Source organism: Bacteroides faecium (assembly GCF_012113595.1).
Classification (GTDB): Bacteria; Bacteroidota; Bacteroidia; order Bacteroidales; family Bacteroidaceae; genus Bacteroides; species Bacteroides faecium.
The window spans coordinates 4,369,103-4,394,508 of record NZ_CP050831.1 but is presented as its reverse complement, the minus strand read 5'-3'; the positions used below and the strand labels follow the sequence as shown (position 1 = coordinate 4,394,508).

28 protein-coding genes and 1 tRNA gene are annotated in these 25,406 nt (G+C 39.5%); 25 read left to right on the top strand and 4 right to left on the bottom strand.

The annotated features are described in order from the left end of the window. Nucleotides 1–69: 69 nt before the first annotated feature. Nucleotides 70–252: a type II toxin-antitoxin system HicA family toxin gene (locus BacF7301_RS16110; protein WP_167964375.1), complete on the top strand. Its 183-nt coding sequence runs from the start codon at nt 70–72 to the stop codon at nt 250–252. A gap of 71 nt (nt 253–323) precedes the next feature. Further along, nucleotides 324–731, top strand: a complete 408-nt coding sequence (locus BacF7301_RS16105) for a type II toxin-antitoxin system HicB family antitoxin (RefSeq protein WP_167964374.1) — start codon at nt 324–326, stop codon at nt 729–731. Between the two features lie 65 nt (nt 732–796). On the opposite strand, the gene BacF7301_RS16100 is transcribed toward BacF7301_RS16105, so the two are convergent. Continuing rightward, complete coding sequence (locus BacF7301_RS16100) at nt 797–1,030, bottom strand: helix-turn-helix domain-containing protein (RefSeq protein WP_167964373.1); 234 nt, start codon at nt 1,028–1,030, stop codon at nt 797–799. 180 nt (nt 1,031–1,210) lie between these two features. Between BacF7301_RS16100 and BacF7301_RS16095 the strand changes: the two genes are divergently transcribed. The 23 genes from BacF7301_RS16095 to BacF7301_RS15985 all read left to right on the top strand — a co-directional run bounded on the left by BacF7301_RS16095 (nt 1,211) and on the right by BacF7301_RS15985 (nt 23,247). Beyond that, nucleotides 1,211–2,083, top strand: coding sequence for an amidoligase family protein (locus BacF7301_RS16095; RefSeq protein ID WP_167964372.1), 873 nt, complete (start codon nt 1,211–1,213; stop codon nt 2,081–2,083). Nucleotides 2,084–2,106: 23 nt separating this feature from the next. Beyond that, nucleotides 2,107–2,619: a class II glutamine amidotransferase gene (locus tag BacF7301_RS16090; protein ID WP_167964371.1), complete on the top strand. Its 513-nt coding sequence runs from the start codon at nt 2,107–2,109 to the stop codon at nt 2,617–2,619. Between the two features lie 172 nt (nt 2,620–2,791). Beyond that, complete coding sequence (locus BacF7301_RS16085) at nt 2,792–3,442, top strand: hypothetical protein (RefSeq protein WP_167964370.1); 651 nt, start codon at nt 2,792–2,794, stop codon at nt 3,440–3,442. A gap of 2 nt (nt 3,443–3,444) precedes the next feature. Beyond that, nucleotides 3,445–4,032 (top strand): head fiber protein, encoded by a 588-nt coding sequence (locus BacF7301_RS16080; protein WP_167964369.1) that lies wholly within the window; start codon nt 3,445–3,447, stop codon nt 4,030–4,032. A gap of 11 nt (nt 4,033–4,043) precedes the next feature. Next, complete coding sequence (locus tag BacF7301_RS16075; protein WP_167964368.1) at nt 4,044–5,162, top strand: hypothetical protein; 1,119 nt, start codon at nt 4,044–4,046, stop codon at nt 5,160–5,162. Nucleotides 5,163–5,172: 10 nt separating this feature from the next. After that, nucleotides 5,173–5,496: a hypothetical protein gene (locus BacF7301_RS16070; protein ID WP_167964367.1), complete on the top strand. Its 324-nt coding sequence runs from the start codon at nt 5,173–5,175 to the stop codon at nt 5,494–5,496. A gap of 399 nt (nt 5,497–5,895) precedes the next feature. Beyond that, complete coding sequence (locus BacF7301_RS16065) at nt 5,896–6,210, top strand: DUF6706 family protein (protein ID WP_167964365.1); 315 nt, start codon at nt 5,896–5,898, stop codon at nt 6,208–6,210. After that, nucleotides 6,207–6,530 (top strand): hypothetical protein, encoded by a 324-nt coding sequence (locus BacF7301_RS16060; RefSeq protein ID WP_167964363.1) that lies wholly within the window; start codon nt 6,207–6,209, stop codon nt 6,528–6,530. Before BacF7301_RS16065 ends, BacF7301_RS16060 begins: the two co-directional genes overlap by 4 nt. Then, a complete protein-coding gene (locus BacF7301_RS16055) occupies nt 6,521–6,823 on the top strand; it encodes a hypothetical protein (RefSeq protein ID WP_167964361.1) in 303 nt (100 codons plus the stop codon). The genes BacF7301_RS16060 and BacF7301_RS16055 overlap by 10 nt, the downstream gene beginning before the upstream one ends. Continuing rightward, nucleotides 6,820–7,212, top strand: a complete 393-nt coding sequence (locus BacF7301_RS16050; RefSeq protein WP_167964359.1) for a hypothetical protein — start codon at nt 6,820–6,822, stop codon at nt 7,210–7,212. The genes BacF7301_RS16055 and BacF7301_RS16050 overlap by 4 nt, the downstream gene beginning before the upstream one ends. 1 nt (nt 7,213) lies before the next feature. Further along, on the top strand, nt 7,214–7,756 hold the full coding sequence (locus BacF7301_RS16045) for a hypothetical protein (protein WP_167964357.1): 543 nt from the start codon (nt 7,214–7,216) through the stop codon (nt 7,754–7,756). A 71-nt stretch (nt 7,757–7,827) separates the two neighbouring features. Then, nucleotides 7,828–8,208: a hypothetical protein gene (locus tag BacF7301_RS16040; protein WP_167964355.1), complete on the top strand. Its 381-nt coding sequence runs from the start codon at nt 7,828–7,830 to the stop codon at nt 8,206–8,208. Between the two features lie 187 nt (nt 8,209–8,395). Next, nucleotides 8,396–13,006, top strand: coding sequence for a tape measure protein (locus BacF7301_RS16035; protein WP_167964353.1), 4,611 nt, complete (start codon nt 8,396–8,398; stop codon nt 13,004–13,006). Nucleotides 13,007–13,009: 3 nt separating this feature from the next. After that, the gene (locus BacF7301_RS16030; protein WP_209319454.1) at nt 13,010–13,429 is read left to right on the top strand and encodes a hypothetical protein; all 420 of its coding nucleotides are present in this window, start codon (nt 13,010–13,012) and stop codon (nt 13,427–13,429) included. Nucleotides 13,430–13,508: 79 nt separating this feature from the next. Then, nucleotides 13,509–17,246 (top strand): hypothetical protein, encoded by a 3,738-nt coding sequence (locus BacF7301_RS16025; protein ID WP_245208248.1) that lies wholly within the window; start codon nt 13,509–13,511, stop codon nt 17,244–17,246. A 12-nt stretch (nt 17,247–17,258) separates the two neighbouring features. Beyond that, nucleotides 17,259–17,531 carry a hypothetical protein gene (locus BacF7301_RS16020; RefSeq protein WP_167964351.1) on the top strand — a complete coding sequence of 91 codons (273 nt, stop codon included), beginning with the start codon at nt 17,259–17,261 and terminating at the stop codon, nt 17,529–17,531. A gap of 368 nt (nt 17,532–17,899) precedes the next feature. Further along, the gene (locus BacF7301_RS16015) at nt 17,900–18,940 is read left to right on the top strand and encodes a hypothetical protein (RefSeq protein WP_245208247.1); all 1,041 of its coding nucleotides are present in this window, start codon (nt 17,900–17,902) and stop codon (nt 18,938–18,940) included. 4 nt (nt 18,941–18,944) lie between these two features. Continuing rightward, the gene (locus tag BacF7301_RS16010; protein WP_167964349.1) at nt 18,945–20,684 is read left to right on the top strand and encodes a collagen-like protein; all 1,740 of its coding nucleotides are present in this window, start codon (nt 18,945–18,947) and stop codon (nt 20,682–20,684) included. An 18-nt stretch (nt 20,685–20,702) separates the two neighbouring features. Then, nucleotides 20,703–20,960 (top strand): hypothetical protein, encoded by a 258-nt coding sequence (locus BacF7301_RS16005; RefSeq protein WP_167964347.1) that lies wholly within the window; start codon nt 20,703–20,705, stop codon nt 20,958–20,960. Between the two features lie 12 nt (nt 20,961–20,972). After that, nucleotides 20,973–21,449, top strand: a complete 477-nt coding sequence (locus BacF7301_RS16000; RefSeq protein ID WP_167964345.1) for a phage holin family protein — start codon at nt 20,973–20,975, stop codon at nt 21,447–21,449. Next, complete coding sequence (locus BacF7301_RS15995) at nt 21,433–22,014, top strand: N-acetylmuramoyl-L-alanine amidase (RefSeq protein WP_167964344.1); 582 nt, start codon at nt 21,433–21,435, stop codon at nt 22,012–22,014. Before BacF7301_RS16000 ends, BacF7301_RS15995 begins: the two co-directional genes overlap by 17 nt. Beyond that, nucleotides 22,011–22,400 carry a hypothetical protein gene (locus BacF7301_RS15990; RefSeq protein WP_167964342.1) on the top strand — a complete coding sequence of 130 codons (390 nt, stop codon included), beginning with the start codon at nt 22,011–22,013 and terminating at the stop codon, nt 22,398–22,400. Before BacF7301_RS15995 ends, BacF7301_RS15990 begins: the two co-directional genes overlap by 4 nt. A 175-nt stretch (nt 22,401–22,575) precedes the next feature. Next, nucleotides 22,576–23,247 carry a hypothetical protein gene (locus BacF7301_RS15985; RefSeq protein ID WP_167964340.1) on the top strand — a complete coding sequence of 224 codons (672 nt, stop codon included), beginning with the start codon at nt 22,576–22,578 and terminating at the stop codon, nt 23,245–23,247. Nucleotides 23,248–23,590: 343 nt separating this feature from the next. On the opposite strand, the gene BacF7301_RS15980 is transcribed toward BacF7301_RS15985, so the two are convergent. The 3 genes from BacF7301_RS15980 to BacF7301_RS15970 form a co-directional block, all read right to left on the bottom strand. Beyond that, complete coding sequence (locus BacF7301_RS15980) at nt 23,591–23,878, bottom strand: hypothetical protein (protein ID WP_167964338.1); 288 nt, start codon at nt 23,876–23,878, stop codon at nt 23,591–23,593. A gap of 38 nt (nt 23,879–23,916) precedes the next feature. Beyond that, on the bottom strand, nt 23,917–25,149 hold the full coding sequence (locus BacF7301_RS15975; protein ID WP_167964336.1) for a tyrosine-type recombinase/integrase: 1,233 nt from the start codon (nt 25,147–25,149) through the stop codon (nt 23,917–23,919). A gap of 139 nt (nt 25,150–25,288) precedes the next feature. After that, nucleotides 25,289–25,361, bottom strand: a tRNA-Thr gene (locus tag BacF7301_RS15970). Nucleotides 25,362–25,406: the final 45 nt, after the last annotated feature.

Sequence of the window (25,406 nt, the reverse complement as noted above, 5' to 3'; positions counted from 1 at the left end):
ATGCAATACACTTGCACAATAGTAACAAAAACGTTATCTTTGTGTTGAATTTAAAAGCTCATTGAAATTATGAAAGTATCAGAGTTAGTGAGGGTGCTAACGAAGGCTGGCTGTTTTATTCATCGTCATGGTGCTAATCATGATATTTGGTATAGTCCGATAACCAAACAGACTTTTCCAGTATCAAGACATGGTAGCCAAGAGTTGAGAGATGGCACGCTGAAAAGCATTAAAGAGATGGCGGGGATTTAATCCCTGCCACTCACTACCCTATGAGAACCCATATTTCAGAGCTTTTAAATTTCAAATAAAAACGAAGAGTCATGAAGATACTTGCTATTATTGAAAAGGGAGCAGATGGTTTATACTCCATCTATTCGAATGATATGTTACTTAATCATGGATTGGGTGGATATGGTTCAAGCGTGGAAGAGGCGAAGGCTGATTTCTTTGAAAGTATTAAAGAAGCAAAGGAGATGATAGCCGAAGAAGGTAAAGTTCTTCCTAGTGGAGTTGAAGCAATTGATGTAACATTCAAGTATGACCTCCAGTCATTCTTTAATTATTTTGACTGGATTAATGTAAGCCAGTTTGCCAAGAAGGCGGGAATAAACGAATCAAAGATGCGCCAGTACAAAAATGGATTGGCATTCGCTGGAGAATCAACCACAAAGAAGATTCTCGATACTATAAAGAATATCGGAGCGGAATTACAATCTGCTACTTTATAAATTCAAAGCTTTTAAATTCAAAATGAAAGCCGTGTTCCTATATGGGTTCACGGCTTTTTAATTTTTTACTCCTCAACTAATTTAAGTCTTGTACCACACTTCGGGCAAGTAAGCCCTATTTCCTTCTCAAACAAATCACCGGTGTTGACTCCAAGAATCTCGGAGACTTTATAAAGTGTTTCAACAGTCGGATTTCCGTTCAGCATCTTAGAGAGATTACCTTGTGCCATTCCCATCTTCTCCGCAAGTTCAGTGATAGTAATCTCTTTCTCCTTGCACACTTCTTTCACTCGTAACATATACTATAATATTTTGATGTTCCTATCACAAAGATATTTATTTATATACTATGCGCATATAAATAGCTTTTAAACATATATCATATTATATATTATTAACATTATACATTACCTCGATTATATACTAAAAGCATATATTTGCAATATGAAAATATAATATAATATATAACATATAAGATTATGAAAACTTTAAAAGAACAAGTAGATGAGATTATAAAGAGCAACAAGTCAAAACAGACAAAATCTGTATCATTGGTAAAGTTAGGTTTGTCGCCTTATGAAGTAAGTTTGTTGTTAGGCTCTATCAAGGTTCAGAAAGGGTGCAAGTTCAATGCTAACAATTTGACTTTTGGTGTTGAATGTGAAACTTACAATGTATTACGTGACGCTCTGATAAGAGAGGTAGAGCAAAGAAACATTGCTATTCAATCAGAGGGTTATAACCATAGAGATAATAATCACTACTATAAGATTGTTTCTGATGCTTCTATTGAGGGGGCAAACGGTAATGAGATAGTAAGTCCTATCTTAAAAGGTAAACAAGGGTTAAACAGCTTGAAAATGATTTGTGATTCTTTGAATGCCATCGGTGCAAAGGTTAATAAGTCCACTGGTCTTCATATTCATTTTGACGCTTCAAAAATTGGTGATGCACATTTTGTTCAGATTTTCAAGAACTATCAAAAGTTAGAAGGTGTGATTGATTCATTTATGCCAGTGTCACGTAGAGCGCAAAATAATGGCTATTGTCGGTCTATTCTAGGTCTTAATTACGATGCTTGCACGACTAAATCAGACATTATCAGAGTAAACGGTACACGTTATCGCAAGGTAAATGCAGAAAGCTATATTTCTCATAAAACAATAGAATTTCGCCAGCATTCAGGTACAACCGATTACGATAAGATTGCTAATTGGATAAATTTTCTGAGAAAACTGATTCAATACTCATTTGAAAATGAAATTCAAGAATGCATTTTAATAGAACAAGTGCCATTCTTAACAGAGACAGAGAAACAATATTTTATTAATCGCAGAGAGGCTCTTAATTGAGCCTTTCTTTAAATTTGAAGACTATGTGTGTAATCATTTACAAGCCTGCAGGGGTAGATTTACCCTCACAGATATTACTTTCTAAGGCTCAAAGAGCAAATCCTCACGGGTGTGGTTTATGTTCGCCCACAGTGACTTATAAGGGGCTTTCTTTTAATTCATTTATGAAAGTATTGAAAAGAGTGCCCAAAGAAGAACCTTTGCTTATACATTTTAGGCTGGCTACTCATGGCAGCATAAAACGTTCTAATTGTCACCCGTTCTATGATTCTGAAACAAACACTCACTTTATGCATAATGGGATACTATATGGAATTCGACCATACCAGGATAAAACAGATTCAGAGTGCGCTTTTGAATGCTTTTTGCAGCCTACTATCAAAAAATACGGGCTACATTCTGACGAACTAAGCATGGAGGTGGATAATGTTATAGGATATTCTAAGTTTGCTTTTATGCAAGGCAAAGAAGTAAGATTGTTTGGTGATTTTATTTTTCGTGATAGTCTTTACTTCTCAAATTTGCGTTTTCTGTAATCAACTATTCTATGTGTTTTAGGCTCTACTACTTTGGTTTTAGAGCCTTTCTTGTTTATTATCAAACCTTTTCTCAATTGTTTGGTATCGTTCATCCTTATATTTCAAAAACAGCTACTTACTATCTACTTTTATACCACGAATTTTGATATAATAATTTAATTCATACGGTATGACAATTATAGAACAAATTTTAGCAGGACTTCAAACCAAATTTACTGGGGTGGATGCTGCTATTCTTACCCGAATAGCCACTAAAAAGGCTGAGGGTGTAACGGACGCAAGCCAAGTACCTACCATTGTGGAGGGAGTAGGCTTTACGGACGTGCTAACAAATTATGGCGATTTCCGCGCCGGGGATGCCTCTTTCAAATCAGTTCAGAACTACGAGAAGAAGCATAACCTTAAAGACGGTAAACCAGTCGAGAACCCTAATCCCAATCCTACCCCAAATCCAAAGCCGGAAGACAAATCGGATATAGCTAAAATCATTGCCGATGCAGTGAATGCTGCTGTCAAGCCTCTTTCCGATGAACTCGCTCAGTTTAAGGCTGAGAAGTCACAGGCTACCCGGCAAGAACAGATTTTGGCAAAGGCAAAGGAATACGGTATTCCCGAATCACAAGCAAAACGTTATTCGATTCCTAATGACGCGGACTTAGATACTTATTTCAAGGACGTAAAACAGGAACTTACGAATGAAGGTTTTGAAGGTGTGAAAACTCCTGAGACTGGCGAACAGACTTTGGAGAAAGAGACAAGTGCCATTGCTAAAATGATTAGTGATGGTACAAAAGAGATTGTTGAACAAAACAAGAATTAATTATGTCAGCAGGATTTAAGTATGATTATGCTCCGCCTGTTGAGCTTGAGGAACGCTACGATGTCCAAACCGGTATCCGTAGACGTGGACCATACAAGCTCGACACAACGAACTTGACAGAGGGGAATAACCTCTCCTCTTTTACTCCGGTCTACGCAAATTTAAAAACCAAGTTTGCCTATCCGGTAAGAAACATGAAAGTAATTGAAGCTTATGCTTCCGGTACAGCTATCAAAATAGCTAAAAACTCTTTAGCCTATGTAGGTATGTTTATCGGTAACGGCTCCAAAGGAGCGAAAGTAACCGATATCGACAAGTCTAACAAGGCTTATGACGTATTAACGACCGAATCAGCTTTCGGTGAAGCTATTGCAAAAGACACTGTTCTTTTCGAAGCTACTGCCGTTGATGGAGCGATACAGAAGTATGTGGCAAACTCCGCTCTCTATGAGAGAACGAAAGTAGAAAGCGGTATTGTGTTAGTGGCATTGCTCCGTACAGCCGCAGAAATAGAACCTGACAAGTTAGCGGTGCCGTTCTCCAAGAATGACAAAGAGAACTTGAAAGGTTGGTTTGAATTTAACGAATAAGGAGGTAAGCTATGTTTTTGACTATTGAAACCCTATTTAGTGATGCCGGCATTGTAAGTGCCATCATCCAGCGTGTTAATCAGACACGTAAAGATACGATTTACTGGCAGCAGTATCTTACCTTCCGTCAAGTGACTACCCGCGTATTCAAAGATTATATCGGTCAGATTTCCGGTGTGATGGCTGGTTCTATTAATTCCCGCTTTGGTGAAAAGCCGATTCGTGAACGTAGAAACATCGGCTCCGGATATGGTGAAATCGCCTATTTGGGTGATGCTTATCAGATGTCTATTGACCGTTTGTCTGAATTGCAGGATTTGATTGACAAGTTCAATCAAGCCAAGACTACAGACCAAGCCACTGCCATGAACGAGATTGTGAACTTTATCCAAGATGATTTCCGTCAGACTATGCTTGCAGCTCACAAGCGTATGGATATTGTCGTAGCTTCTCTTATCATGACTGGTTCAGCTACAGTGAAGAATAAAGATGCTGCAAAGGAAAATCAGAATGCACCGGATTTGTTAGAAATCGACCTTCCGTTCAACTTCATTACTCCGGCAGCTTCCGATGTGATTGTTGACTCGAAGAATATGTTTATCTCTTATTTGAGAGAGAAACTGAATGCTATCGCTCCTGACTATGGACGTTATCAGAAGATGATTATGACCCGCGCAACGTTCAATAAGAACATTCTTGGCTCTTCTGAATTTGGAGAAAGCTACAAGATGATTCTTGGTTCCAACGAGATGAACTTGAGCACAGGTTTGATTTCTTCCGCTTTAGCATCCCAGGTATTCACCGGTATCGGTTTGCCGTCCATTGAAATCAAGGAAGATTACGTAAAAGACCAAACCGGTAAGAACGTGCAAATTTATGCAGACAACCGCATCTCCCTGTTGCCTACCGACCAAATTGGCTACATGCGCCATCATACTCCATACGAAAAGACCGACCCGGTACAAGGACGTACTTATAACCAGGCAGACGGTCAGATGCTCATCTCTAACTATCGTGACAAGAACGGTCGTTACATGGAGTACACGGCAGAGTGGATTCCTCAGATTAGCAATCCTAATCTGATTACGAACTTCGATTTGACAACTCTTAATAACATTCCGCAGGGATAAGGAGGTAAAGATGAAAGTACAAGTAATAACAGAGTTCCGTGATAAGTTCACTGGCAAATTGTACCAGCCGGGTGAAGTCCTTGTAATTGAGGATGAAGCCCGTGTAGAAGACCTTGCAAATCGTGAGTTGGCTAAACCTGTCGAGGAAAAGAAAGAGCCGAAAGGCATCTCCCTCTTTGAAAAGGAATTTGAGAAAAAGGCTTTGGTTGATGCGTTGAAGGGTATTGGTGTTCAAGTGACTGGAAACATGGGAGAGAAAACTCTTCTTGATAAAGTTGCTGAACTTGATGAAGAATCAACCGTCAAACTGAAAATTGCTCTTGGTATTGAGTAAAATGTTAGGGTGTGGGAAACTACACCCTGCCAAATGTATAATTTATAAATCAAGAAAAGATGAAAAAATTTATTTGTTTTCTGTTTTGCTCGTTTATGATGCTGTTTACATCTCTAGGTGTGCAAGCGTCCAGTTTTAGTGAACCAATCCCGTCTAAGTCTGTAGATGCGCCTATTAGCTTTGTTGATACGCCTACCGTTCAAGCTGGTATCATTTCTATTGCTCCGATGAACGTTCTTGCGATAAATATCGCTCCACCTCTATGCGGTATTGAAATTATAACCATCGAGAACAGACCAACCGTAGTGCCTAAATGTCCGTTCCGATACTTATATAGGTCGAAGTATTGCACGCATTATAGTTACACTTCCTGTAGCCGACTGATTACACCATATTGACATGACAGTAAACGACTACATACAACAGAGGTTTCAGACTTTCGGCATTCAGGTGTCGGAGGCTGACCTTTTGGATATGTGTCTTAACTCGAAGATAAGCGGAGAGGATGAGATGAATGAGGATAACCGCATGCGGGTGTCGGTGGCTATCGCAAAATTCATCCCCTCTCTCCTACTCCGTGCCACTTCAATCAGTGAAAGTGGTTTCTCTATGTCTTGGAACATCGAAGGGATTAAGCAATATTACTCTTTCCTCTGTAAGCAGTACGGTTTGAAAGACGAATTGAGCAACAAGCCTAAATGCACCTTCTTATGATATCCGCTCCACACATATTACAGGTTAAGGTAATCACCCCGATGGATAAGGATGAGTTCGGTAGACCTATCCCCGGTACCGGTGGTGAAAGCTGGCAAGATGTATGCAAGTGCCGATGTGATGAGAACACTACGAAAGAGTTTTCATCTGACAATGGCTCTGTATATCGACCTAATTTCCATGTGGTGTGCGAGAAGAGAATCACTGTTAAGGCAGGTGATGAAGTCCGTTGTATGGATGGCGATAACGTGCGAGGTCAAGGCGAGGTTTACACGGTGAAGAATACCAATTTCTTTAACTACTCGGAGTTATGGATGTAAGATGTGATGCTGATTTTTCCGATGTTGACCAATTCCTTAAAGACGGGGAATGGGAAGTTGAGAAGAAGAAGATTGATGTGGGTGATGAAGCCGTGAAATACGCAGAGGAACATGGCGATTACAAGGACCATACGCTCACTTTGAGAACGTCCAATGATTACGATGTTGACAAAGACGGTTTGACACTGAAAAACGAAGCGGAATACGCTTCATTCGTGGAATCTAAGGGATATGATGTTTTGAGTAGTGCTGCTTTATATGCGGAGAAACGATTAAAAGAAGAAATTGAATGATAGTAACTACCGACATAGGAAACATTCTCTATCGGGATTGCAAGGCTTTTGGAATCGACATCGTTCCCAATGGTGAAACTCTGACGGGTGAATTGAAGTCCGAAAGAATCGTTATCCACGCAAAGAAGCAACAGCCGGGGACTTATTGGAAAAAATCTTTTGCGGAAGTGAATCTTTGCGTTCCTGATTTAAGCGAGAATGAAGCGAACACCATCCGTTTGAATGAACTCGAAAGAGAAGCCATGAAACGGTTTGATGATGTAGTAAGTTCCTATGACGGCACTCGTTATCGTTATTCAATTGATTCAATCGGTACAGAAGCGGACACTGCTTTGAAGTGTCATTATGTGAATGTGAGAATTTTGTTTGAAGTATTAAATGTAAAGTGATATGATTACAGCAGTAGAAATTGAAGAATTGTATTATTCTGACCCCATAGCAACAGTTGCAAATAAAGCAACAGGGTTGACCGGTGCGGAAATAGCAGCCATTTTGAAAGATGCTAAAACAAAGCAGGTAAAGAATGTACATGGCGATACCTTCCAATATGAGGAATCAGAAGCAAATGTGTCAAGGTATAAAAACGCCTTGAATGGTGAATATTATCGTGAAACATCCGAACCGGGAGAAGTCAAGCTTAACTTCACCATTGGCGAGTATGATTATGCCACAAAGGCTGATTTGCAAGGTGGAACCGCCACTGATAAGTCTTGGGAAAGAGGTAAATATAAACCCATCCATAAATGTATCATCGGTAAAACCAAAGACGGTGTATATGTTGTATTTCCGAAGGCAGCTATTAATGGACGTGGTGCCAATACAGATAAAGCTATTGGCTTGGCAGTATCTGCATCCCCACTGTCTACCGGAGTGGACGGTTTGGCTTCCGAGAAATGGTTCGATGAATCGGAAGTGGTAGTACCGGAAGGTTAAGGTAGTAAGATTGGATAACTCAAAGGGTGGAAGTGGCTTGGTCCACCTTCACCCTTTTTAATTATAGTGATATGAGCGAAGGTTCAAAGATTATATCAGCGTCAATAGTTGGAGCTGATTTTGTGAATGTAATTGTAAACAATAAAATTTACTCCATTTTCCCTCCTACAATACATAAATTAGCTGGTGCAGGGTTATATTTATCAGATTTAGGAAATGAAGAAAGCGTCCGAGATATAATCAAGAGCATTAACGATGCAGATAAACTAGCTCATGCTTTGTCATGGTTTGTAAGTGGGAATGATAATTTGTATAAAGAACTCGTACAAGGCACATTTGATGAGTTGGTCGATGCTATAAGTCAAGCCTATTCTTTAGTATCTGTCGAAAATTTTATGAAGCTATCAACTTTAGCGAAGAACGTAGCGACGTTGATAGCAAATCAGAAGTAGCAGGGAATAACTGTTTACTCGGGCAAATAGCATCGTTCGTTGAAAATCTGCATTTGTCTTATCATGAAGTAGTATATGAAATTCCTTATCGGAATTTAGTTATCATGCAGAAGGATAAATTACATGTTGTGTATGGGAAAAAAGTGAATAAAACTTCTGGAAAAAATATATTAAGGAGGAAGAATAGATGAGTAAATTATATTTTAAAGTCGGTGCTGACTATGATAAAGTTATTAGGCTTCGTGATGAAATCGCCAAATTAAGAAGAGAGTTGCTTTCAATGAATATGGTAGCTAATTCAAGTAACTTCTCCGCTCTTGAGAGACAGCTAAATAGGACAACTCAAGAATTTGACAGGTTGATTCAACAAGCGGCAACAGCCGCCACTCAGATGCAAAATACGACAATTAATATCAATCATACGACCAGTAGCCTTGGCGGAATGAACTCTATGTTGGCGAAGATTGGAGGAACCGTTGCTTTATCAAAACTTGCTTCTGATATTATCCGTGTCCGCAGTGAGTTCCAGGCTGCTGATACGGCTATTCAAACCCTGTTAGGCAGCAAAGAAAAAGCAGATGCTTTAATGAAACAAGTACGCGAATATGCAAAGATTTCCCCACTTGAGTTTTCCGATGTAACTGCGGCTACACAGATGATGCTAGGGTTCAATATCGAAGCGGAAAAGGTTCCTCGTTTCATCTCCGCCATCGGTGATGTTTCTATGGGGGAAGCTCAAAAATTCAACTCTTTAACTTTGGCGTTTTCTCAAATGTCGGCAACAGGAAAACTGATGGGACAAGATTTGAACCAGATGATTAATGCTGGATTCAATCCACTGCAACAAATTGCGCAGACTACCGGAAAATCAATCGCCACACTCAAAGAAGAAATGTCAAAGGGTGCTATCTCTACCGAAATGGTACAGAAAGCGTTCATAGATGCCACGAGTGCCGGAGGTAAGTTCTATCAAATGTCCGAAAATGCGTCCAAGACTATTAATGGGCAACTCTCTATGATGCAAGATGCTATGGATGCGGCATTTAACGAGATGGGGCAAAAGTCGGAAGGTATAATTATGTCTGGTATTCAATTGACCACTTCCCTGATAGAAAACTATGAAACTATAGGTAAAGTGCTTGTAGGAATGATTGCCACCTATGGCGTTTATAAAACCGCCCTTATCACAAACATTGCACTAACTCGTGGCTGGGCAGTAGCAGCACGAGCTGATGCAACAGCAAAAGGAATACAGGCTATTGCAACTAAAGCGCAGACCGTAGCTCAACTAGCCTTGAATGCTGCAATGAAAGCAAATCCTTATGTTTTGGCTGCAACGCTCCTAGTAGGGGTGGCAACTGCTATGTGGGCTTTTAGTGATTCTACTACTGCAGCGGAAAGGGCTCAAAAGAAATACAACAAGACAAAAGCAGATTCTTTACAGAAAGAAGAAGAACATAAATCTAGGTTAGAGGATTTAATAGCAACCATTCAAAACGAATATACCTCTTCCATGAACAGAGTGAAGGCTATAGAGGCCATAAAAAAAGAGTATCCTTCTCTGTTTCAAAAATACATAGACGAGAAAGGGCATATAAAAGACCTTATCGGATTATGGAAAGAGTATAATGAGGAAGTTACCAAAAATAAGGTAGAGACAAATAAAAAGAATCTTAGTGATTCTACAACGAAGATTGAAGAATATGAGAAGATGTTATCACTATGGAAGAAGTTAGGTGAAAACCCTTATTATCGTAAGAAGAGACTATCTAAGGAAGAGTTCGAATTGGCTGAAAAATACAAAGGAGAAACAGAGTCTTCTTTAAGGAGAAAATTAGAACTCGCAAAACCGTCAAGAGACTTGTATCAGAAAGAGGTTCGCTCTGATGAACTAGCACAATGGCAACTTGATTTAAAGAAATCCACAGATATTCAAATCAAAACAGAACTTGAGGAGATGAAACGACTCCAACAAGCTCGAAAAAACAATAAACGGTATTCTTTAAATGTAGGAGTTGGTTCATTGAAAGGCTCAACTACAGAGAGTGAATTGGCTAACAGAATAGACGTTCTCCAATCCGAATACAACTCACGAAGTAAGACCACCTACAAAGTAGATTATGAAAAAGCCAAGAAAGAATGGAATGAAGCCAAAAAAACTTTATCTGAGATAGAAAAAGATAAATCCAAGTTCACCTCAAAACAATATGAAGATGCTAAAAAACGATCGGAGACTACTGAAAAAGCCTACAAAGATTTAGGGGGTGTTACTGGTAGTGCTCTTACCAAGCAAGAATCCGCTGCCGAAAAACGAAAGAAAGAAGCTGAAAAGCAAAAAAAAGAACAACAAAAATCAACCGAAGAACTTCTTACCCTTCGTCACCAAAATCAACAAGATGAAATTAATCTCATGAAGGATGGTACGGAGAAGAAATTGAAACAAATAGAGCTGGATTATCAAAAAGAACTTGATTCCATTAGAAAGCAAGAAAGTAAGTGGAGTAAAGAGCAAGGTGGAAAACTGACACAAGAACAATCTATTGAGATTTCAACCCGTTATACCAATGCTGAGAATAAAAAGGAGAAAGATATTGCCGATGTAACCAAAGAACAACTAAAAGCCGAGCAACAAGCTTTAAATGATTATCTGAAAGACTATGGCACATTCCAGCAACAGAAACTAGCCATTGCCCAGGAATATGCCGAAAAGATTAAAAAGGCGCAAGAAGAAAATGGCATAAATAGTACACAAGTTAAATTGCTGGAAAAGCAACGGGATGTTGCCATACAGAACAAAGAGACAGAAGCCATAAAAGCAAACATTGATTGGGTAACTGTTTTCGGTGAGTTTGGTGGTATGTTTAATGATATGATAAGACCTACACTTGAAGAGGCGAAAAAGTATGTTCAGACAGATAAGTTCAAAAACTCCGACCAAGCAAGCCAAAAAGCCTTGATTGATGCAATAGGTCAAATGGAGAAGTCTCTTGGTGGCGTTGGAGGATTAAACTTCAAGAAGCTAGGTCAAGATATGCAGACATATCAAAATTCACTCCGTGAACTGAACGATGCTAAAAATGAGGAAGCGGAAGCTATCAATAAACTTGTAAAGGCACAAGAAGATTATGAGAAAGCCATAAAAAGTGGCACCGAAGAAGAAAAACAAGCTGCGAAAGATGCTCGTGATACAGCACAACAAAATGCAGATATCGCGTCAGCTAATGTTCAAACACAAACTAATGTAGCCAATGAGAGTCAACAGAATCTTACCGATACAGCAACAAAGCTAAAGGTTAATATGGATAACGTGGTCGAGGGGTTATCGAAACTTGCATCTGGCGGAATAAGTAGTGCTTATCAGGGATTATTACAAGCCGGTTCAGCCATGAAAGGGGCTATTGGTGAAGTAACAAAGAACTTAAAAGATGTTCCTATTATTGGTTGGATAGTAGCTATCATTGATGTTTTCAAAGATGGATTAAGTAATTTAGTCGGTGGGCTACTTGACGCCATATTTAACGCTGTTAGTGGCATCCTTGGCGATATATTATCTGGTGATTTATTTGTAACTATTGGTAAATCTTTAAGAGATGGTATAGGAAATATCTTAAATTCAATCTCCTTTGGTGGTTGGGATTCTCTAATGAATAAGATTAGTGGAAGCAATGCTAAAGAGGTTCAAGAAGCAATTGATAAGTTAACAGACCGAAATGAAACCTTAGGAAAGTCTATTGATAGGCTTACCGAAGTGATGGACAAGGCGGCAGGCTCTAAATCCATATCGGCATATGAACAAGCGTTTAAATATCAGCAGGAGCAGATTACCAACACACTTAAAATAGCCCAGGAACAAGCAGGGTATCATAGTTCACATCATAGTTGGCAATATTATATGGAATGGAATAATGAACAATTAAGTTGGGCTCGTGAAAATGTAGATAAGAACTTTTCTGGTACCGATTCTTTATGGAATTTGACTCCCGAACAGATGCGATTGCTTCTTAGCAATGCCGATATTTACGATGATATTAAAAGTGCTGGTAAAGGTGGATATGGTGGGCGTGTCATGGAGAAGTTGGAAGCGTATGCCGACCAAGCTGGCAAATTGGATGAACTTACAGAGAAGATAAACGAATCACTCATGCAGGTTTCTTTTGATAGCTTGCGTGATAGTTTTTTGGAAGCATTGATGGATATGGATAAAGATGCTAAAAACTTCTCTGAAGATTTTTCCGAGTATATGCAACGTGCTTTACTCAATTTCTCGATGGGAGAGTTATTTGATGATAAATTGAAAAAATGGTATAATGGCATTGCCAAACTCTTGAAAGAACAAAAAGGAAAGCTCACTAATCAGCAACTAGAAGATGCAAGAAAGGAATACGATTCAATAGTCCAGGATGCATTGAACGAAAGAGATACGATTTCAGAAATTACGGGATATGAAGGTGATTCCTCTTCTTCCCAAGAATCTACAAAGAAAGGCTTTGCGGCAGCTTCCCAAGATTCAATAGACGAACTTAACGGTCGTTTTACTGCTTTGCAGATTGCAGGTGAAGAGATAAAGAATCAAAATATTCTTCAATCCCAATCACTCAATATTTTGACCGTTAAAGCTGATTCGATTCTTTCAGTGAATACTGATACTCGGAATATTGCCGACGAAATACGCACTATTCAAGTAAATTCCTTTTTAGAATTACAGGAAATCAGAGAGAATACCGGAGCTATTATTAAACCTATTAAGGATATGGCTGCGGACATTGCAGAGGTAAAAAAGAATACATCAAAATTATAAATTATGGCAGATTTAATCATCAATGGCAGAGACGCTCTTCAAGTGTGGGGTGTTAGAATGGGAGACAAATTTCTTGATGTACTCGGTGCATCGTCACCCATGAAAGAGTATATAGAGAACAAGAGCCGTTTGGAGAATGGAAAGCGTGTCATAGTAGCCAATCCCAAGTTAGATTCTCGTGAAATAACTTTAGGTTTTACGATTGAAGGAGAAACTCCAAGCGATTTTAAAGATAAGAAAAAGCAATTCTATGATGAGCTATACAAAGGAGAGTTGACAATGCAAGTTCCTGAAAATGGGAACGAAGTGTATCGCTTGGTATATTTAGGGAAAAGTGCAACTTATGGGCAAAGCCTAGACCGGACTTTCGGCAAGATTTCAGCGAAGTTTTGTGAGTATAATCCAGCAAAACGTGACGAATAGCAAACTTTCTTTCCCTTGTTTGTAATGGAAGCTCTTATTTTTAGGGCTTCTTTTTTTTATCTCCGAACTTTGGTGTGTTATGCAATTAGTAGACATCAAAGACATATCCGGCAATCTTCGTTTCTCGACACCCATCAATGAGGGTTCGAAAAGACACTTCCTTTTGATGAAGGAAGACTATGTTATGCTAAAGTTTTCTCTTGCCAATCCTATTTATTTTCATTTGGGAGACGGGATAGATAATGAACTGGGGATATTTGAACTGGTAGATTTATATAAGCCAAACTACAATACGACTACTGGTGCATACGACTACGAACTCCGGCTGGATGCCTACTACTGGAAATGGAAAAACAAAAAGTTCTTCTACACACCGGAGACAACCGGGCGGGAAGCTAGTTGGAATCTTACAGCTACCCTTGACACGCACTTGAATGTCTTTCTTGACAACCTGAAAGCACTTGGATACAAGTTCAGAGACGAAAAATTTATTCCCGAGATTGACAGTACAGTAGCAAACACTTCCAAACTCGTTTCTTACGACAACGTGAACCTTATCGACGCACTTACTCAGATGGCGGAGACATGGGAGTGCGAATGGTGGATAGAAAATCATAAGATTCGTTTTGGCCGCTGTGAATACAGTTCCCCAGTTGATTTCAAAGCCGGTGATTTGACAGACACAGAGAATGTGAATGTCAACTCCATGCAGAGAAGTGACAGTCAAGCTACATACGCTACGCGTGTCTACGCTTTTGGTTCTACACGTAATATCCCTGTTAGCTACCGAAAGAGCCTGATATTTGACGTGAAAGAGGTCAAAGGGCGGGATATATCCGATACGGCAAGACCGTTGGATATAAAGTTCTTTCCTTCAAGAGATTTAATCGCTAAAAAAACTGTAAAAGGGGACATTAACATTGATAAAGTTATTGCCCAAGGAAGCCGACAATTTAAATGCACTGTAATAAGTTCATTAACCAAGGGAACTTATTCAGTATTAACGACTTCTGTCCCATTTATGATTAGTGGAATAACAGGTACAGGTTCAAATGAGTACTATCCTCCTAAAGGGACGTATAATTATCAGCTAGATTTATGCTATACGAAGTCTGGTGTATCTCATACAGTGTGCAATGCCAATGGAGAGCACCGCATTACTGATAATACGATAAACGGATTCAAGGATACACTTAATCTTCCTTCTTCCATCGACATTGTGGAAGACGCTGACAGTTTGGAAGCAGTACTGACAGTGAATGTACAAACAGACGCGGCACCTCGTGGCGTTTCTGTATATATTTCGTTTAGCTTGGCATTGGAAAACAAATCAAACTCAGCAAATACTTCTGTGACATTCCTCTCTGGTTCCAATGCCGGACAGACATTTGCGGCTGTTTATAACCCAGATTTACTCACAGGAGACAATTCAAATGTTATCCGGCTACCCGAAGGTATAACAGCTTCCATGGGTGACAGATATACGATTGGCAACATTATCAAAGGCAAAGTACCCGATAACTATTTCAGTAAGGACGATAAAGAACTCACCTTGAACGGTGTTGTTCAGAAACGCCTTATGCTCCCGGAAGGTATTCCCTATGTGGATGCTTACAGATACAGCCCTACAGGGGAAAGAATCGACATCGGAGATGAACGCTACGACAATCCCGACAACGTGGAAATGCCGGAAGAAGAAGCTATTGAAGAGATTGTTACATTTGAGGATGAATACCCCAAGTATATCGGCTCTATATACAGTATCAGCCATGAGGAAAAGGAAGAAATAGATGAAGAAACAAAGAAGCCAACCGGAAACAAGTATCCTATATACACTTTCAAGGATACCGGTCTAAAGAACTTTAATAAGAAAGATTTCGTAATAGATGAACTTCGTTTGATTTTTCAGACAGGTAAGCTAGCTGGACTAGACTTTGCTCTCGATGTAAAAGAGAGTGACAGCACTGGCACAACCGTTGAAATTGTTCGCAATGAAGACTATGGCCGCTATCTCCCAGATGATACGCTATTCCCACAAGCCGCCCACAAGGAAGAAAGTAAAGATGTTCCCGCAGATACATATGTCCTTTACGGCTTTGATACGGCATTCATTTCCGAACAAATGTTACCGAATTCAGAGCAAGCACTTCTGAAAAAGGCAAAAGATTATGTAAAGAAGTCCATGATAGACCCGTCCACCTATGATTGCGAGATGGATGCTGATTTCATCTACAATAACGGTAATATCCGGACATACGAGGTTGGGGCTAAAGTAAACCTGATTAATAAAGCGTTTTTCCCCGAAGGACGGCAATCCCGCATAATTGGTTTTGAATGGCCGCTTGATATTCCTTACGACCATCCAATTTATACAATCGGTGAAACAGCCGCATATTCGCGTATCGGTGAGATAGAAAGCAAGATTGATTCTCTTACCTACAAGGGACAAACTTACTCCGGTTCCGTGGTTGGTGGTGGCGGAACGAGCGTGTATGTTATCGGAGTGAATGACAAAACGCTTCCTTCTGATAAGAATGTTTTTTCAGCAAAGAGAGTACTTCAGGAAATAATAGCATATGCTATCAGTAAGACTAAAGATGATACAGCAGAAGGGCTGATTACATTCCTGAATGGAATTAACGTCACAAATGGTATTGTAACAGATGATATTATCGCAACAGAATTAACTACCAATATCCTAGAGGTATTTGATAAGTTAGTAGCGAAATCAGCTACCTTTTCCGGTGATATATCTTCGAATGATTATGCCGAGGGCTTAATCGGTTGGTTAATCGGTGAAGACGGTCATGTAGACGCTAAATCTCTTCGCCTACGTGATTTCCTCGAAGTTCCCGAACTACGATACAATCGCGTATCAATCATTTCGGGCGAAGAGTGGAACGCTCCGGGCGGTGGAATTATTGAATCAGTCGATTTGGATAATCAGATTCTTTATTTAAAGCTAGAACCGGGCGAATCCGCTCAAATCGAGATTGACGATATTTGCAAAGGTATATTCAACAACCTAACCGGATTTCAAACTACATATTTTCGCATAACGGAGAAGCTAGGCGATTCCACTTTCAAATACGCACTCCGTTCCGGCACGTCTGCACATCCTTGCAAGGCTATGCACTTCGTCGCGTACGGTAACTTCACGAATGAAGAACGGCAAAAATCGAGCTATTCAACGCAAAGTTACATCCGTTATCTTACAGGTGTAAACGGTTGGGAAATAGAATCGCATATGATAGCGATGCAACTTGGTGACCTGTCAAACTTGAAACTGTTTGGCATCGACATGACCGGACACAGCGCGTATCTCCGTAATGTCTACATGACCGGAGTAATCAAGCAGATATCCGGTGACGGAATAACAGAAAGCCGTGTTCCCTGTTTCAAGGGTGAATGGAAAGCCGGGACTTATTACTACTATGACGAAGTAACTCATAACGGTGCATCATGGCTCTGTATCTCCGAGAAACCGACAACGCAGGAACCGGGCGAAGGCGTTGTGGATTGGTTGGAGAAGTCAGCAGCGGGAAAGGATGCTGTTATAGTTAATATAATGAGCAGTAACGGGAACATCTTTCAAAACGGTTCTGTAGCTACCACTTTAACCGCTTACGTGATAAAAGGAGATACGGATATAACAGATAGCGTTCCGGCTTCCCGTTTTTCTTGGGAGAAGGAAAGCAATAATAAAGACACAGATCAAATCTTTAACGAGACGCATGTCGGGCACGGGCATGTGCTTATACTTACCCCGGATGATGTTTGGGGGCGTGCCACATTTAATTGTATTGTTTCACTTTAAAAAATAAGAATAATGAAAACAGAAGTAAAAAAAGAAAATGGAGTATTTGAACTTAATTTTTCAAATATCAAGAATGCCGAAGATGTTAAAGAAGCAATCTGCCAGTGCCGACTTGTAGAGAGTCAATTATCTGGCAGCAGAGGTGATTTATCGGCAAGTAACCGTATTTCTCGTGGAAGTATAGAAATATTGGATAGTAATAGATATGGAGCTATCCTTGTTCCGACTGGCGTATGGCTGTTTGAACCCACATTGAAGAAAACTGATCAATGTGACCACACGTAATACAATTTACTGTGATAACAGGAGCTAGTTTCTGTAAATCATTCAATGCAATGTCTGGATTATTGCGAAACACATTCTCAATTTCATCCACGCATTCGGTTGTAATGCCTAATTGTTTATTCCCACAAATAGGACATTTGTAGTTAATGGTTTGATTAAATTTTTGAAGAAAATTAGCTGAAAGTTCTCTTTCTGTTTTCATAACTATAAAATTTTAAAATTCGACATAAACAAAAGTAGTAATAAAAAGATAAGGGCGCATTCATTTACGTAATAATTTTAAAATTCGACACTTTATTTTTATTCGGATGCGCCCTTTATTAGAAATGAGAAGAAATAAAATTGTTTCACTTTAAAAATAAATTATTATGCCAATCGCAAGAGGACAAATTACCATCGTCGATTTAAATGACGCGAAATCAATGAGTATGTATCTAGGCTCTAATCAGCCTTTAACCCAAATCTTTAACAAAGAAAACAGTTCATATGTACCGAATTGGACGGCTTCACCGTTCTTGGTCGTTACTCCTGAATTGTATGTTTCCGGCACGACTACAAACGTTATCAGCCGCTTGAAAGCCGTACCGACCTATACGATTAATGGTGGGGCTATTAGTGCATTTGGGGGTACGGTTGCAGCTGCATCTCCTTATGCTCTTACTATCAAAAACAACATGACTTCGGCGTCACAGTTGAAGATAGAATGTTCCGGTATCTATGTTGACCCTGATACGAAGTTGGAAACTCCGGTTAAGGCAGTTATCAACTACACCAAAACGGAGAACGCCGGGCAGCTTATTTGTGCTATCGCTTACGCACCAAAGGGGAATGTTTTCAAGAACGACCAATCTTCAACATTAACCGCTCATTGCGACATGTGGCGCGGTAGTAGTATTGACGCTGACAAAGTCTCATACCAGTGGCACAAATTGAAATCTGACGGTACATGGGAATCATTAGCAGCTTCTAATGCTTACGGTATAACCGGAACCACGACGAATGAAATTTCTATTCCTGCTAGTGCAGTGCTCAACTTCGAATCGTTCAAGTGTGTGATTAAAGACACGGATACAGCGAGCGGCACGTATAACACGTCAGTAAGTGATATTATTTCGTTCTCTGACCTTTCCGACCCGTATGTAATCGAGGTGTCTTCTACTACTGGCGACAAGCTCGTCAACGGTCAGGGAAGCACTACCATTAAAGCAACGGTTTGGCAGAATGGAGAAGCCTTTGCGGATAGTGCAGCCGATACGAAATTTACTTTCGACTGGAAGAAGTACAAGAAGGACGGAACACAGGATACCGCTTGGGGAACAAGTGGAGTAAAAACGGGGAAATCTATCACCGTTACAGCGTCCGAGGTAGATGTAAAGGCAACCTTTGTAGTTGAACTTTCATTAAAATAACGGCATGATAGTAGCAAGAGGGCAAATAACGATTAGCGTAACGAAAGACGGGCAATATTCCGTACAAGAATACGCAAAATCCACATCCGGCACCGTTGCGCCTGTAAGTGGGTGGGGTAAAACTCCGCCTTCTTGCGGCACAAATGAATACCTATGGATGCGCACGGGCGTAGTTATTCCCCCGGCTACGTCTCCCACATCGTGGACGAGCGTTCGTATCGGTGCGATAAATGGTGCAACAGGGGCAAAAGGCGAGAAAGGAGATGTGGGACCGACTGGCTCTCAAGGTATTCCGGGTACTTCACAGTATTTTCACGTGAAGTACTCCGCTAACTCAAACGGAAATCCGATGTCAGATACTCCTAATACTTACATCGGTACGGCAGTAACGACAAGCTCGATCGCTCCAACTTCTTATACCTCGTATAAGTGGGTACAGTTAAAAGGCTCACAAGGAGAAAAGGGAAGTCAAGGAATCCCCGGAGCCGCCGGAGCGGATGGGCGAACTTCTTATTTGCACATCAAGTATTCGGATAATGGTACTAGCTTCACCGCTAACAACGGCGAGACTCCCGGCGCTTGGATAGGGCAATATGTTGATTTTGTCGCGGCAGACAGTACTACTTTCTCTAAGTATATTTGGACGAAAGTAAAAGGCGATAAAGGCGAGCAGGGAGATAAGGGCGAACAAGGCGATAAGGGGGAAACTGGGGACAAAGGCGAAACCGGACTCCCTGGCGCTCTAATCCGCCCGCGCGGCGAGTGGAAAGCAAATACTAACTACGTCAATAATACGCAGTATCGGGATACTGTTATCTATAACGGAAATACTTATTCATGCCGGACGAATCATACTTCTGGCTCTTCTTTCGATGCAACGAAATGGACTTTGTTTAACGACTTTGTAAATGTCGCTACGCAGTTGTTAGTAGCTCAAAATGCAACGATCGACATACTCGGTACGTCTGGTCTGTTTATCGGTAATCAAGCAAAAACGCAAGGTTGGTTAATGACAGGCGGTTCGATAAAACACAATGTTACGGGGGTAGAATTGACGGCAGACGGGAAATTATCACTCCCTTCAACGGGCGCGATGCTGGTTGGAAATAAGACGTTTATCAGCAGCGGAAAAATTGTAACGGATTTTATTGACGTTGAAAATTTGAAGGTTAAGAAGTTAGATGGTGCGACGGGAACATTTAAAAAACTACAGGGAATAGATGGCAATAATATTGTTAAATGCGCAATTGGGTTTAGCCCTAGTGATGGAAAGATGTATTTCGAAGGTGACATGCAGCATCAAGGTGTTTACAAAAATCCAAACGGAACAGAAAGAAGTTATAGATTTTACACTTCCGATTTGTGGTGTAGAGGACAATTCGGACATTGGCAACTAACGACTCTTGAACTCTCATTGAGTTATACGAGTAATGTCTATTTTCACCTTTATGGTTCTGGGACAGATACTAATTTTCATAAATATTCAGAACCCGGTAAACCGATAGATTGCATTGTCTGCAAGGGCGATGGAAACTATTATGTTAGGGTTTGCGATTCGGTCAAATACAAGATGATTGTTATTGTAAATTCATCAGAGGTCGATAAAAGAGTAGTATGCAATGTTGATAACACATTCTTGGTGACTGTTAAGCCTTGGAGGTGTCAGCTATTTATTACATCTGAAACTAGATACAATTCAGCGGTTTATGCTTATACCGTAGATTTACTTCCTGTATCTATTTAACAAAAAATACAATTATTCATGAAAATAGACTTTAGAAAAATTCAAGTAAAAGACATCGAAGGAAATAACAGTACCGTCGATATTGCAAAAATGTTAGGTAATACTATCTATCAAAAAACTGCCGATTTGGGCGAGTTAGAACTAGCTCAAGACATCTACAAGAATGGTGAAGTAGAATTATCGCCGGAACAGGTAGAACGCATCAAAGAATACGTAAAAACAAACTTTGTCGCAGTTGTGCAGATTGCGGTTAATGAGGCTTTATCGGCTGAATAAAGAAGAATGTATATGGAAGAAAAAGCAATTCATCAGGCGGTAGCCGGCATATTTGCTCCGATAGCCGGAAGTTTCGTAATAGATAGTTTGCAGATGATGATTCCTTGGCTAATAGCAATGTTCTGCGTGATAATTTGCGACTTGGTAACAGGAGTTAGGAAGAGTTTATTAACGCACGAACATGTAAGGTTTAGCCGGGCATGGCGTGCCACTATGGGAAAGATGGTTACTTATTTCTCTTTCGTGGTGATGGTCGTTATGGTGCAGAAAGCTTCTGGAATGACCATACGTATTGATACTTATGCCTGTCTGTTTGTCTGCTTCATTGAAGGCTGTTCTATAATCAGTAATATATTGAAGCCGAAAGGATATAACTTCAACCTGGCTGCTGCTATTGGTGTATTTGCTAAGAAGGTGTTTAGCGTTGATAAAGAAGATATGGAAGATGTAATAACTAAAAAAGATAATCAAAATGAAAGTACTAATTGATAACGGTCATGGTGAGAACACTCCGGGTAAACGTTCACCAGACGGAAGATTGAGAGAGTGGTCCTATACAAGAGAGATTGCTAATATGGTAGTATCCGGTTTGCGCAAGTTAGGGATTGATGCAGAACGTATCGTGAAAGAAGATACAGACGTTCCTTTGTCCGAGCGATGTCGACGGGCGAATGCTATTTATAAAGAAACAGGGAAGAAAGCTATCCTTGTATCTATTCATTGTAATGCTGCCGGCAATGGCAGTTTTTGGATGAGTGCAAAAGGTTGGAGCGTATTTGTATCGAATAATGCTTCAAGTAACAGCAGAAAGTTAGCTGATTGCTTGGGGCAAGTAGCAGAATGTATTCCGGTTCCCGTCCGAAAGCAGACACCCGGACGGGAATACTGGGAACAGAATCTTGCCATCTGTCGGGATACGAACTGTCCGGCAGTGTTAACAGAGAACTTCTTCCAGGACAATAAAGAGGATGTTGAGTACCTTTTGTCTCGGGAGGGCAAAGAGGATATTGCTCGGATTCATATTGAGGGTATTGTTAAATATCTGGGGCTATGAAAGCCTTGATTTATATAACCATGTTCCTGATGTCGGGAATATGGTTTGCTTCATGCCGAACTCAATATGTACCGGTAGAGACTGTGAGAACCGAATATAAGACACGTGATAGCATCCGGGTTGATAGCATCTATAATCAGGATAGCATTTATGTACTTGTCAAAGGAGATACCATTTACCAGTATAGATATAAGTACCTGTACAAGTATCAATATCTCAATAGGACGGATACAGTGATTAAGATTGATTCAGTGCAGGTTCCTTATCCAGTCGAAAAGCAGTTAAGCCGGTGGCAATCTATTAAACAAGATATTGGTGGTATAGCCATAGGGATGATAGTTGCTTTGCTTTTCATCATTGTCTGGCTACTCCGTCGAAAGAAATAACTACTAAAAAATAACACTAAGATTCATAATAAAAAAACTTTGGAATACCTCGGCTTGGGAAAGTCGGGGTGTTTTACTTTATTTTCTCTCAATTCTTGCTTTATATTTTTTTCTCCATACAATTTGCTAATCCGATATTGATTTGTATTTTTGTAAAAATTAAAATCTAACAATTATGAAAAATGTATTAGCTGTATTATTACTCATATTTTCATTTTCATTGTATGCGCAGGAAGATGTAACCAAATTCCTAGGTATTCCTGTGGATGGGAGTAAATCTGAAATGATAAGCAAACTTAAAGCGAAAGGTTTTCGGAGTGACCCGACAAGTGATGCTTTAATTGGTGAGTTTAATGGTGCAAATGTTAATGTATTGGTGGTAACGAATAACAATAAAGTTTGCCGTATTATGGTAACTGATGCCAATCGTGTTAATGAGAGTTCCATTCAAATAAGGTTTAATAAACTATGTAAGCAATTTGCAAATAATGCAAAGTACGTGTCAGTGCAAGACTATACTATACCTGAAGAAGAAGATATTGCCTATGAAATAACTGTTAATAAAAAGCGTTATGAAGCTGTTTATTATCAACAGCCTGCTGCTATAGATACAGTTACCGTTGTAGAAAAAATGAAATCAATTCTATTGTCTAAATATACGAAAGAGCAATTAGCAAATCCAACAGAAGAGTTGCAACAAGATATTGTTAAACTCTCTACAGAATATGTATTAGAACAATATACTAAAAAACCTGTTTGGTTTATAATATCAGACTATTATGGAAAATATTATATAACAATGTTCTACGATAATGAATATAATCGTGCAAACGGAGAAGATTTATAATTATAGAAAAATTTGTAGTAATAAGTAGTTCAACAAATTGCCTATATCTTTTATCTCATAATTATTTCCCCTTAATATTATTATCATTACCAGTAAATGATAAAATACTTATGATTGAAAGAGGTAGCCGAATAAGCTACCTCTTTATGCTCTCTGTAAAATAGTTGAATCAGTTGGGACTTTCTTAATAAAGTCGCTCTCTATTATATATGCATCCATCTTGTCAGCTTCATAAGGCTGCTTGATATATCTATCTTATGTAATGCTATTTGCTTTTTCATAACTCTGCTTCTTTGCATTAAAACAAAAGAGGTCAGGGTTTGCTCATTGCAGATACTTTTTTTTAATTATAAATAGTCTTTTCCCAATCGTCCAGCACAGTTACATCCCATTTTGGAAGGTCTGGATTAATATAGGTGACAGATTTACCATATACAGAGAAACTTTTCCCAAGAAATTCGCTGATAGCTTCATCTTCTCCTTTCTGCAAGCAGATATTCATAAAGATATGCATTTCATCCCAGTTGGTAGGTCCGATGAATAGAGATTCAATAAGCCTACCTTTAACGGGAGCACCGACAACTTGGTTTTTTATCCGCTCAAAAAGAGATATAGCTTCTTCAAATGTCATATAGATGATTTTCCGGCAAATATAAGAAAAAGGTTTGGTTATCCTTTCATCAACATAATATCTGCCCTCATCTCTATATATTCAGTATATTTTTCTGGATTGTTGGTATAGTCTACCACCCTGTTTATGGCTATTTCTGCTTGCTTCTGCTTTACCTTCGTATAATATCGGATAACTCCCCTACTCTTGTCCGAATGACCAAGACAATAATCTATTACTCCGTCAGGAATACCAAGTTCAGAGGCAAATTGCGCAAAGGTTTTACGAGCAGAATAGAAACACAACGTCTGTTTAATCCCTAAGTGCTCCTTTAGTTCCCTCATGCAAAGATTGATGTACTTTTGCAAATTTGAATAGGTATAAGAATACCCCAAATCCAAAAATCCTCTTTTATTTATGTACTTACTGATAATTGCTTTCGCTTCGCTATGTATAGGTATCGTTATGACTGATTTCCCAGTTTTAGCATGAACAGTCTTGATTCTTTCAAAAGAAAGTATATCCACCGACAAATCAACAGATAATAAATCTTTCAGGTTGATACCGCACAAATAGAAAGATAGTAAAAACATATCCCTACCTAAATTCAATCTTTTCCCTTCGACTTCCGCCCTTTGTATTTTCTGAAATTCTTCTATTAAAAGGTCACATTCCTTAGGTTCGGCTGTTGGTATTTTCGTGTACGCAAATGGGTGCACATCCGTTTTCAGAACACCTGATTTTATCAGCTCGTTTATCCGGGCTTTCAGATGGGTTAATCTCAATCCGATGTTTCCATTAGCATAGCCTTTCTTTATCATCCACTTTTTAAAATGCTCTACCAATAAAGTATTAATTGCAGGAATAGGTACATCTCCTTCCGCATTAGTAAACACCCGTACAGTCTCTTCATTCATTTTGGCATAGCTTTCCCTACCCTCTTCCCTAATTTCATTTATGCGTTGTTTCCAAAACTCCAAAAACGAGATGTGCGAAGGGCGTTCTTTGGACATTATAATCCGTTTTATCTGAATCGCAGAAAAATAGTCTATGCATTCAATAGAATCGAATTTCTCTTTGTATTGTGAAAACACAAATTCAAGCCTTTTATTCATGACGTTCGCATCCTTCCGGTAAGCGACTTTACCGTTATCGAATTCTGCAATATCATCTAACAGAAACTCTGTTTTGATATAGGCACGTTCTTTCTTTTGGGAGATGCAGACTAAGATAGGGAGCCTGCCATCATGTTCCTTAATGGAACTTAAAACTGTTAATCTGATTGTTGCCATAGTTGAATAATCAAAACACAATTCTACTATACAATTTTGTGCAAATATATACGCAGATTTATGTTTTTTTTATTCGGAATTGAATTTTCAGAAAAGAGAAACGCTGATTAAACAGTTAATAATCAGCGTTTTATTTGAGAGCCGCTAGCCAGACTTGAACTGGCGACCTACGCGTTACGAATGCGTTGCTCTACCAACTGAGCTATAGCGGCGTTTGTCTCTCGTTTACGGCGTGCAAAATTACAGCTTTATTTGAG

Bases quoted from the DNA above. Each gene is read 5' to 3' on its own strand.
- BacF7301_RS16110 (WP_167964375.1), top strand. From the start codon at position 70: ATGAAAGTATCAGAGTTAGTGAGGGTGCTAACGAAGGCTGGCTGTTTT.
- BacF7301_RS16105 (WP_167964374.1), top strand. From the start codon at position 324: ATGAAGATACTTGCTATTATTGAAAAGGGAGCAGATGGTTTATACTCC.
- BacF7301_RS16100 (WP_167964373.1), bottom strand. From the start codon at position 1,030: ATGTTACGAGTGAAAGAAGTGTGCAAGGAGAAAGAGATTACTATCACT.
- BacF7301_RS16095 (WP_167964372.1), top strand. From the start codon at position 1,211: ATGAAAACTTTAAAAGAACAAGTAGATGAGATTATAAAGAGCAACAAG.
- BacF7301_RS16090 (WP_167964371.1), top strand. From the start codon at position 2,107: ATGTGTGTAATCATTTACAAGCCTGCAGGGGTAGATTTACCCTCACAG.
- BacF7301_RS16085 (WP_167964370.1), top strand. From the start codon at position 2,792: ATGACAATTATAGAACAAATTTTAGCAGGACTTCAAACCAAATTTACT.
- BacF7301_RS16080 (WP_167964369.1), top strand. From the start codon at position 3,445: ATGTCAGCAGGATTTAAGTATGATTATGCTCCGCCTGTTGAGCTTGAG.
- BacF7301_RS16075 (WP_167964368.1), top strand. From the start codon at position 4,044: ATGTTTTTGACTATTGAAACCCTATTTAGTGATGCCGGCATTGTAAGT.
- BacF7301_RS16070 (WP_167964367.1), top strand. From the start codon at position 5,173: ATGAAAGTACAAGTAATAACAGAGTTCCGTGATAAGTTCACTGGCAAA.
- BacF7301_RS16065 (WP_167964365.1), top strand. From the start codon at position 5,896: ATGACAGTAAACGACTACATACAACAGAGGTTTCAGACTTTCGGCATT.
- BacF7301_RS16060 (WP_167964363.1), top strand. From the start codon at position 6,207: ATGATATCCGCTCCACACATATTACAGGTTAAGGTAATCACCCCGATG.
- BacF7301_RS16055 (WP_167964361.1), top strand. From the start codon at position 6,521: ATGGATGTAAGATGTGATGCTGATTTTTCCGATGTTGACCAATTCCTT.
- BacF7301_RS16050 (WP_167964359.1), top strand. From the start codon at position 6,820: ATGATAGTAACTACCGACATAGGAAACATTCTCTATCGGGATTGCAAG.
- BacF7301_RS16045 (WP_167964357.1), top strand. From the start codon at position 7,214: ATGATTACAGCAGTAGAAATTGAAGAATTGTATTATTCTGACCCCATA.
- BacF7301_RS16040 (WP_167964355.1), top strand. From the start codon at position 7,828: ATGAGCGAAGGTTCAAAGATTATATCAGCGTCAATAGTTGGAGCTGAT.
- BacF7301_RS16035 (WP_167964353.1), top strand. From the start codon at position 8,396: ATGAGTAAATTATATTTTAAAGTCGGTGCTGACTATGATAAAGTTATT.
- BacF7301_RS16030 (WP_209319454.1), top strand. From the start codon at position 13,010: ATGGCAGATTTAATCATCAATGGCAGAGACGCTCTTCAAGTGTGGGGT.
- BacF7301_RS16025 (WP_245208248.1), top strand. From the start codon at position 13,509: ATGCAATTAGTAGACATCAAAGACATATCCGGCAATCTTCGTTTCTCG.
- BacF7301_RS16020 (WP_167964351.1), top strand. From the start codon at position 17,259: ATGAAAACAGAAGTAAAAAAAGAAAATGGAGTATTTGAACTTAATTTT.
- BacF7301_RS16015 (WP_245208247.1), top strand. From the start codon at position 17,900: ATGCCAATCGCAAGAGGACAAATTACCATCGTCGATTTAAATGACGCG.
- BacF7301_RS16010 (WP_167964349.1), top strand. From the start codon at position 18,945: ATGATAGTAGCAAGAGGGCAAATAACGATTAGCGTAACGAAAGACGGG.
- BacF7301_RS16005 (WP_167964347.1), top strand. From the start codon at position 20,703: ATGAAAATAGACTTTAGAAAAATTCAAGTAAAAGACATCGAAGGAAAT.
- BacF7301_RS16000 (WP_167964345.1), top strand. From the start codon at position 20,973: ATGGAAGAAAAAGCAATTCATCAGGCGGTAGCCGGCATATTTGCTCCG.
- BacF7301_RS15995 (WP_167964344.1), top strand. From the start codon at position 21,433: ATGAAAGTACTAATTGATAACGGTCATGGTGAGAACACTCCGGGTAAA.
- BacF7301_RS15990 (WP_167964342.1), top strand. From the start codon at position 22,011: ATGAAAGCCTTGATTTATATAACCATGTTCCTGATGTCGGGAATATGG.
- BacF7301_RS15985 (WP_167964340.1), top strand. From the start codon at position 22,576: ATGAAAAATGTATTAGCTGTATTATTACTCATATTTTCATTTTCATTG.
- BacF7301_RS15980 (WP_167964338.1), bottom strand. From the start codon at position 23,878: ATGACATTTGAAGAAGCTATATCTCTTTTTGAGCGGATAAAAAACCAA.
- BacF7301_RS15975 (WP_167964336.1), bottom strand. From the start codon at position 25,149: ATGGCAACAATCAGATTAACAGTTTTAAGTTCCATTAAGGAACATGAT.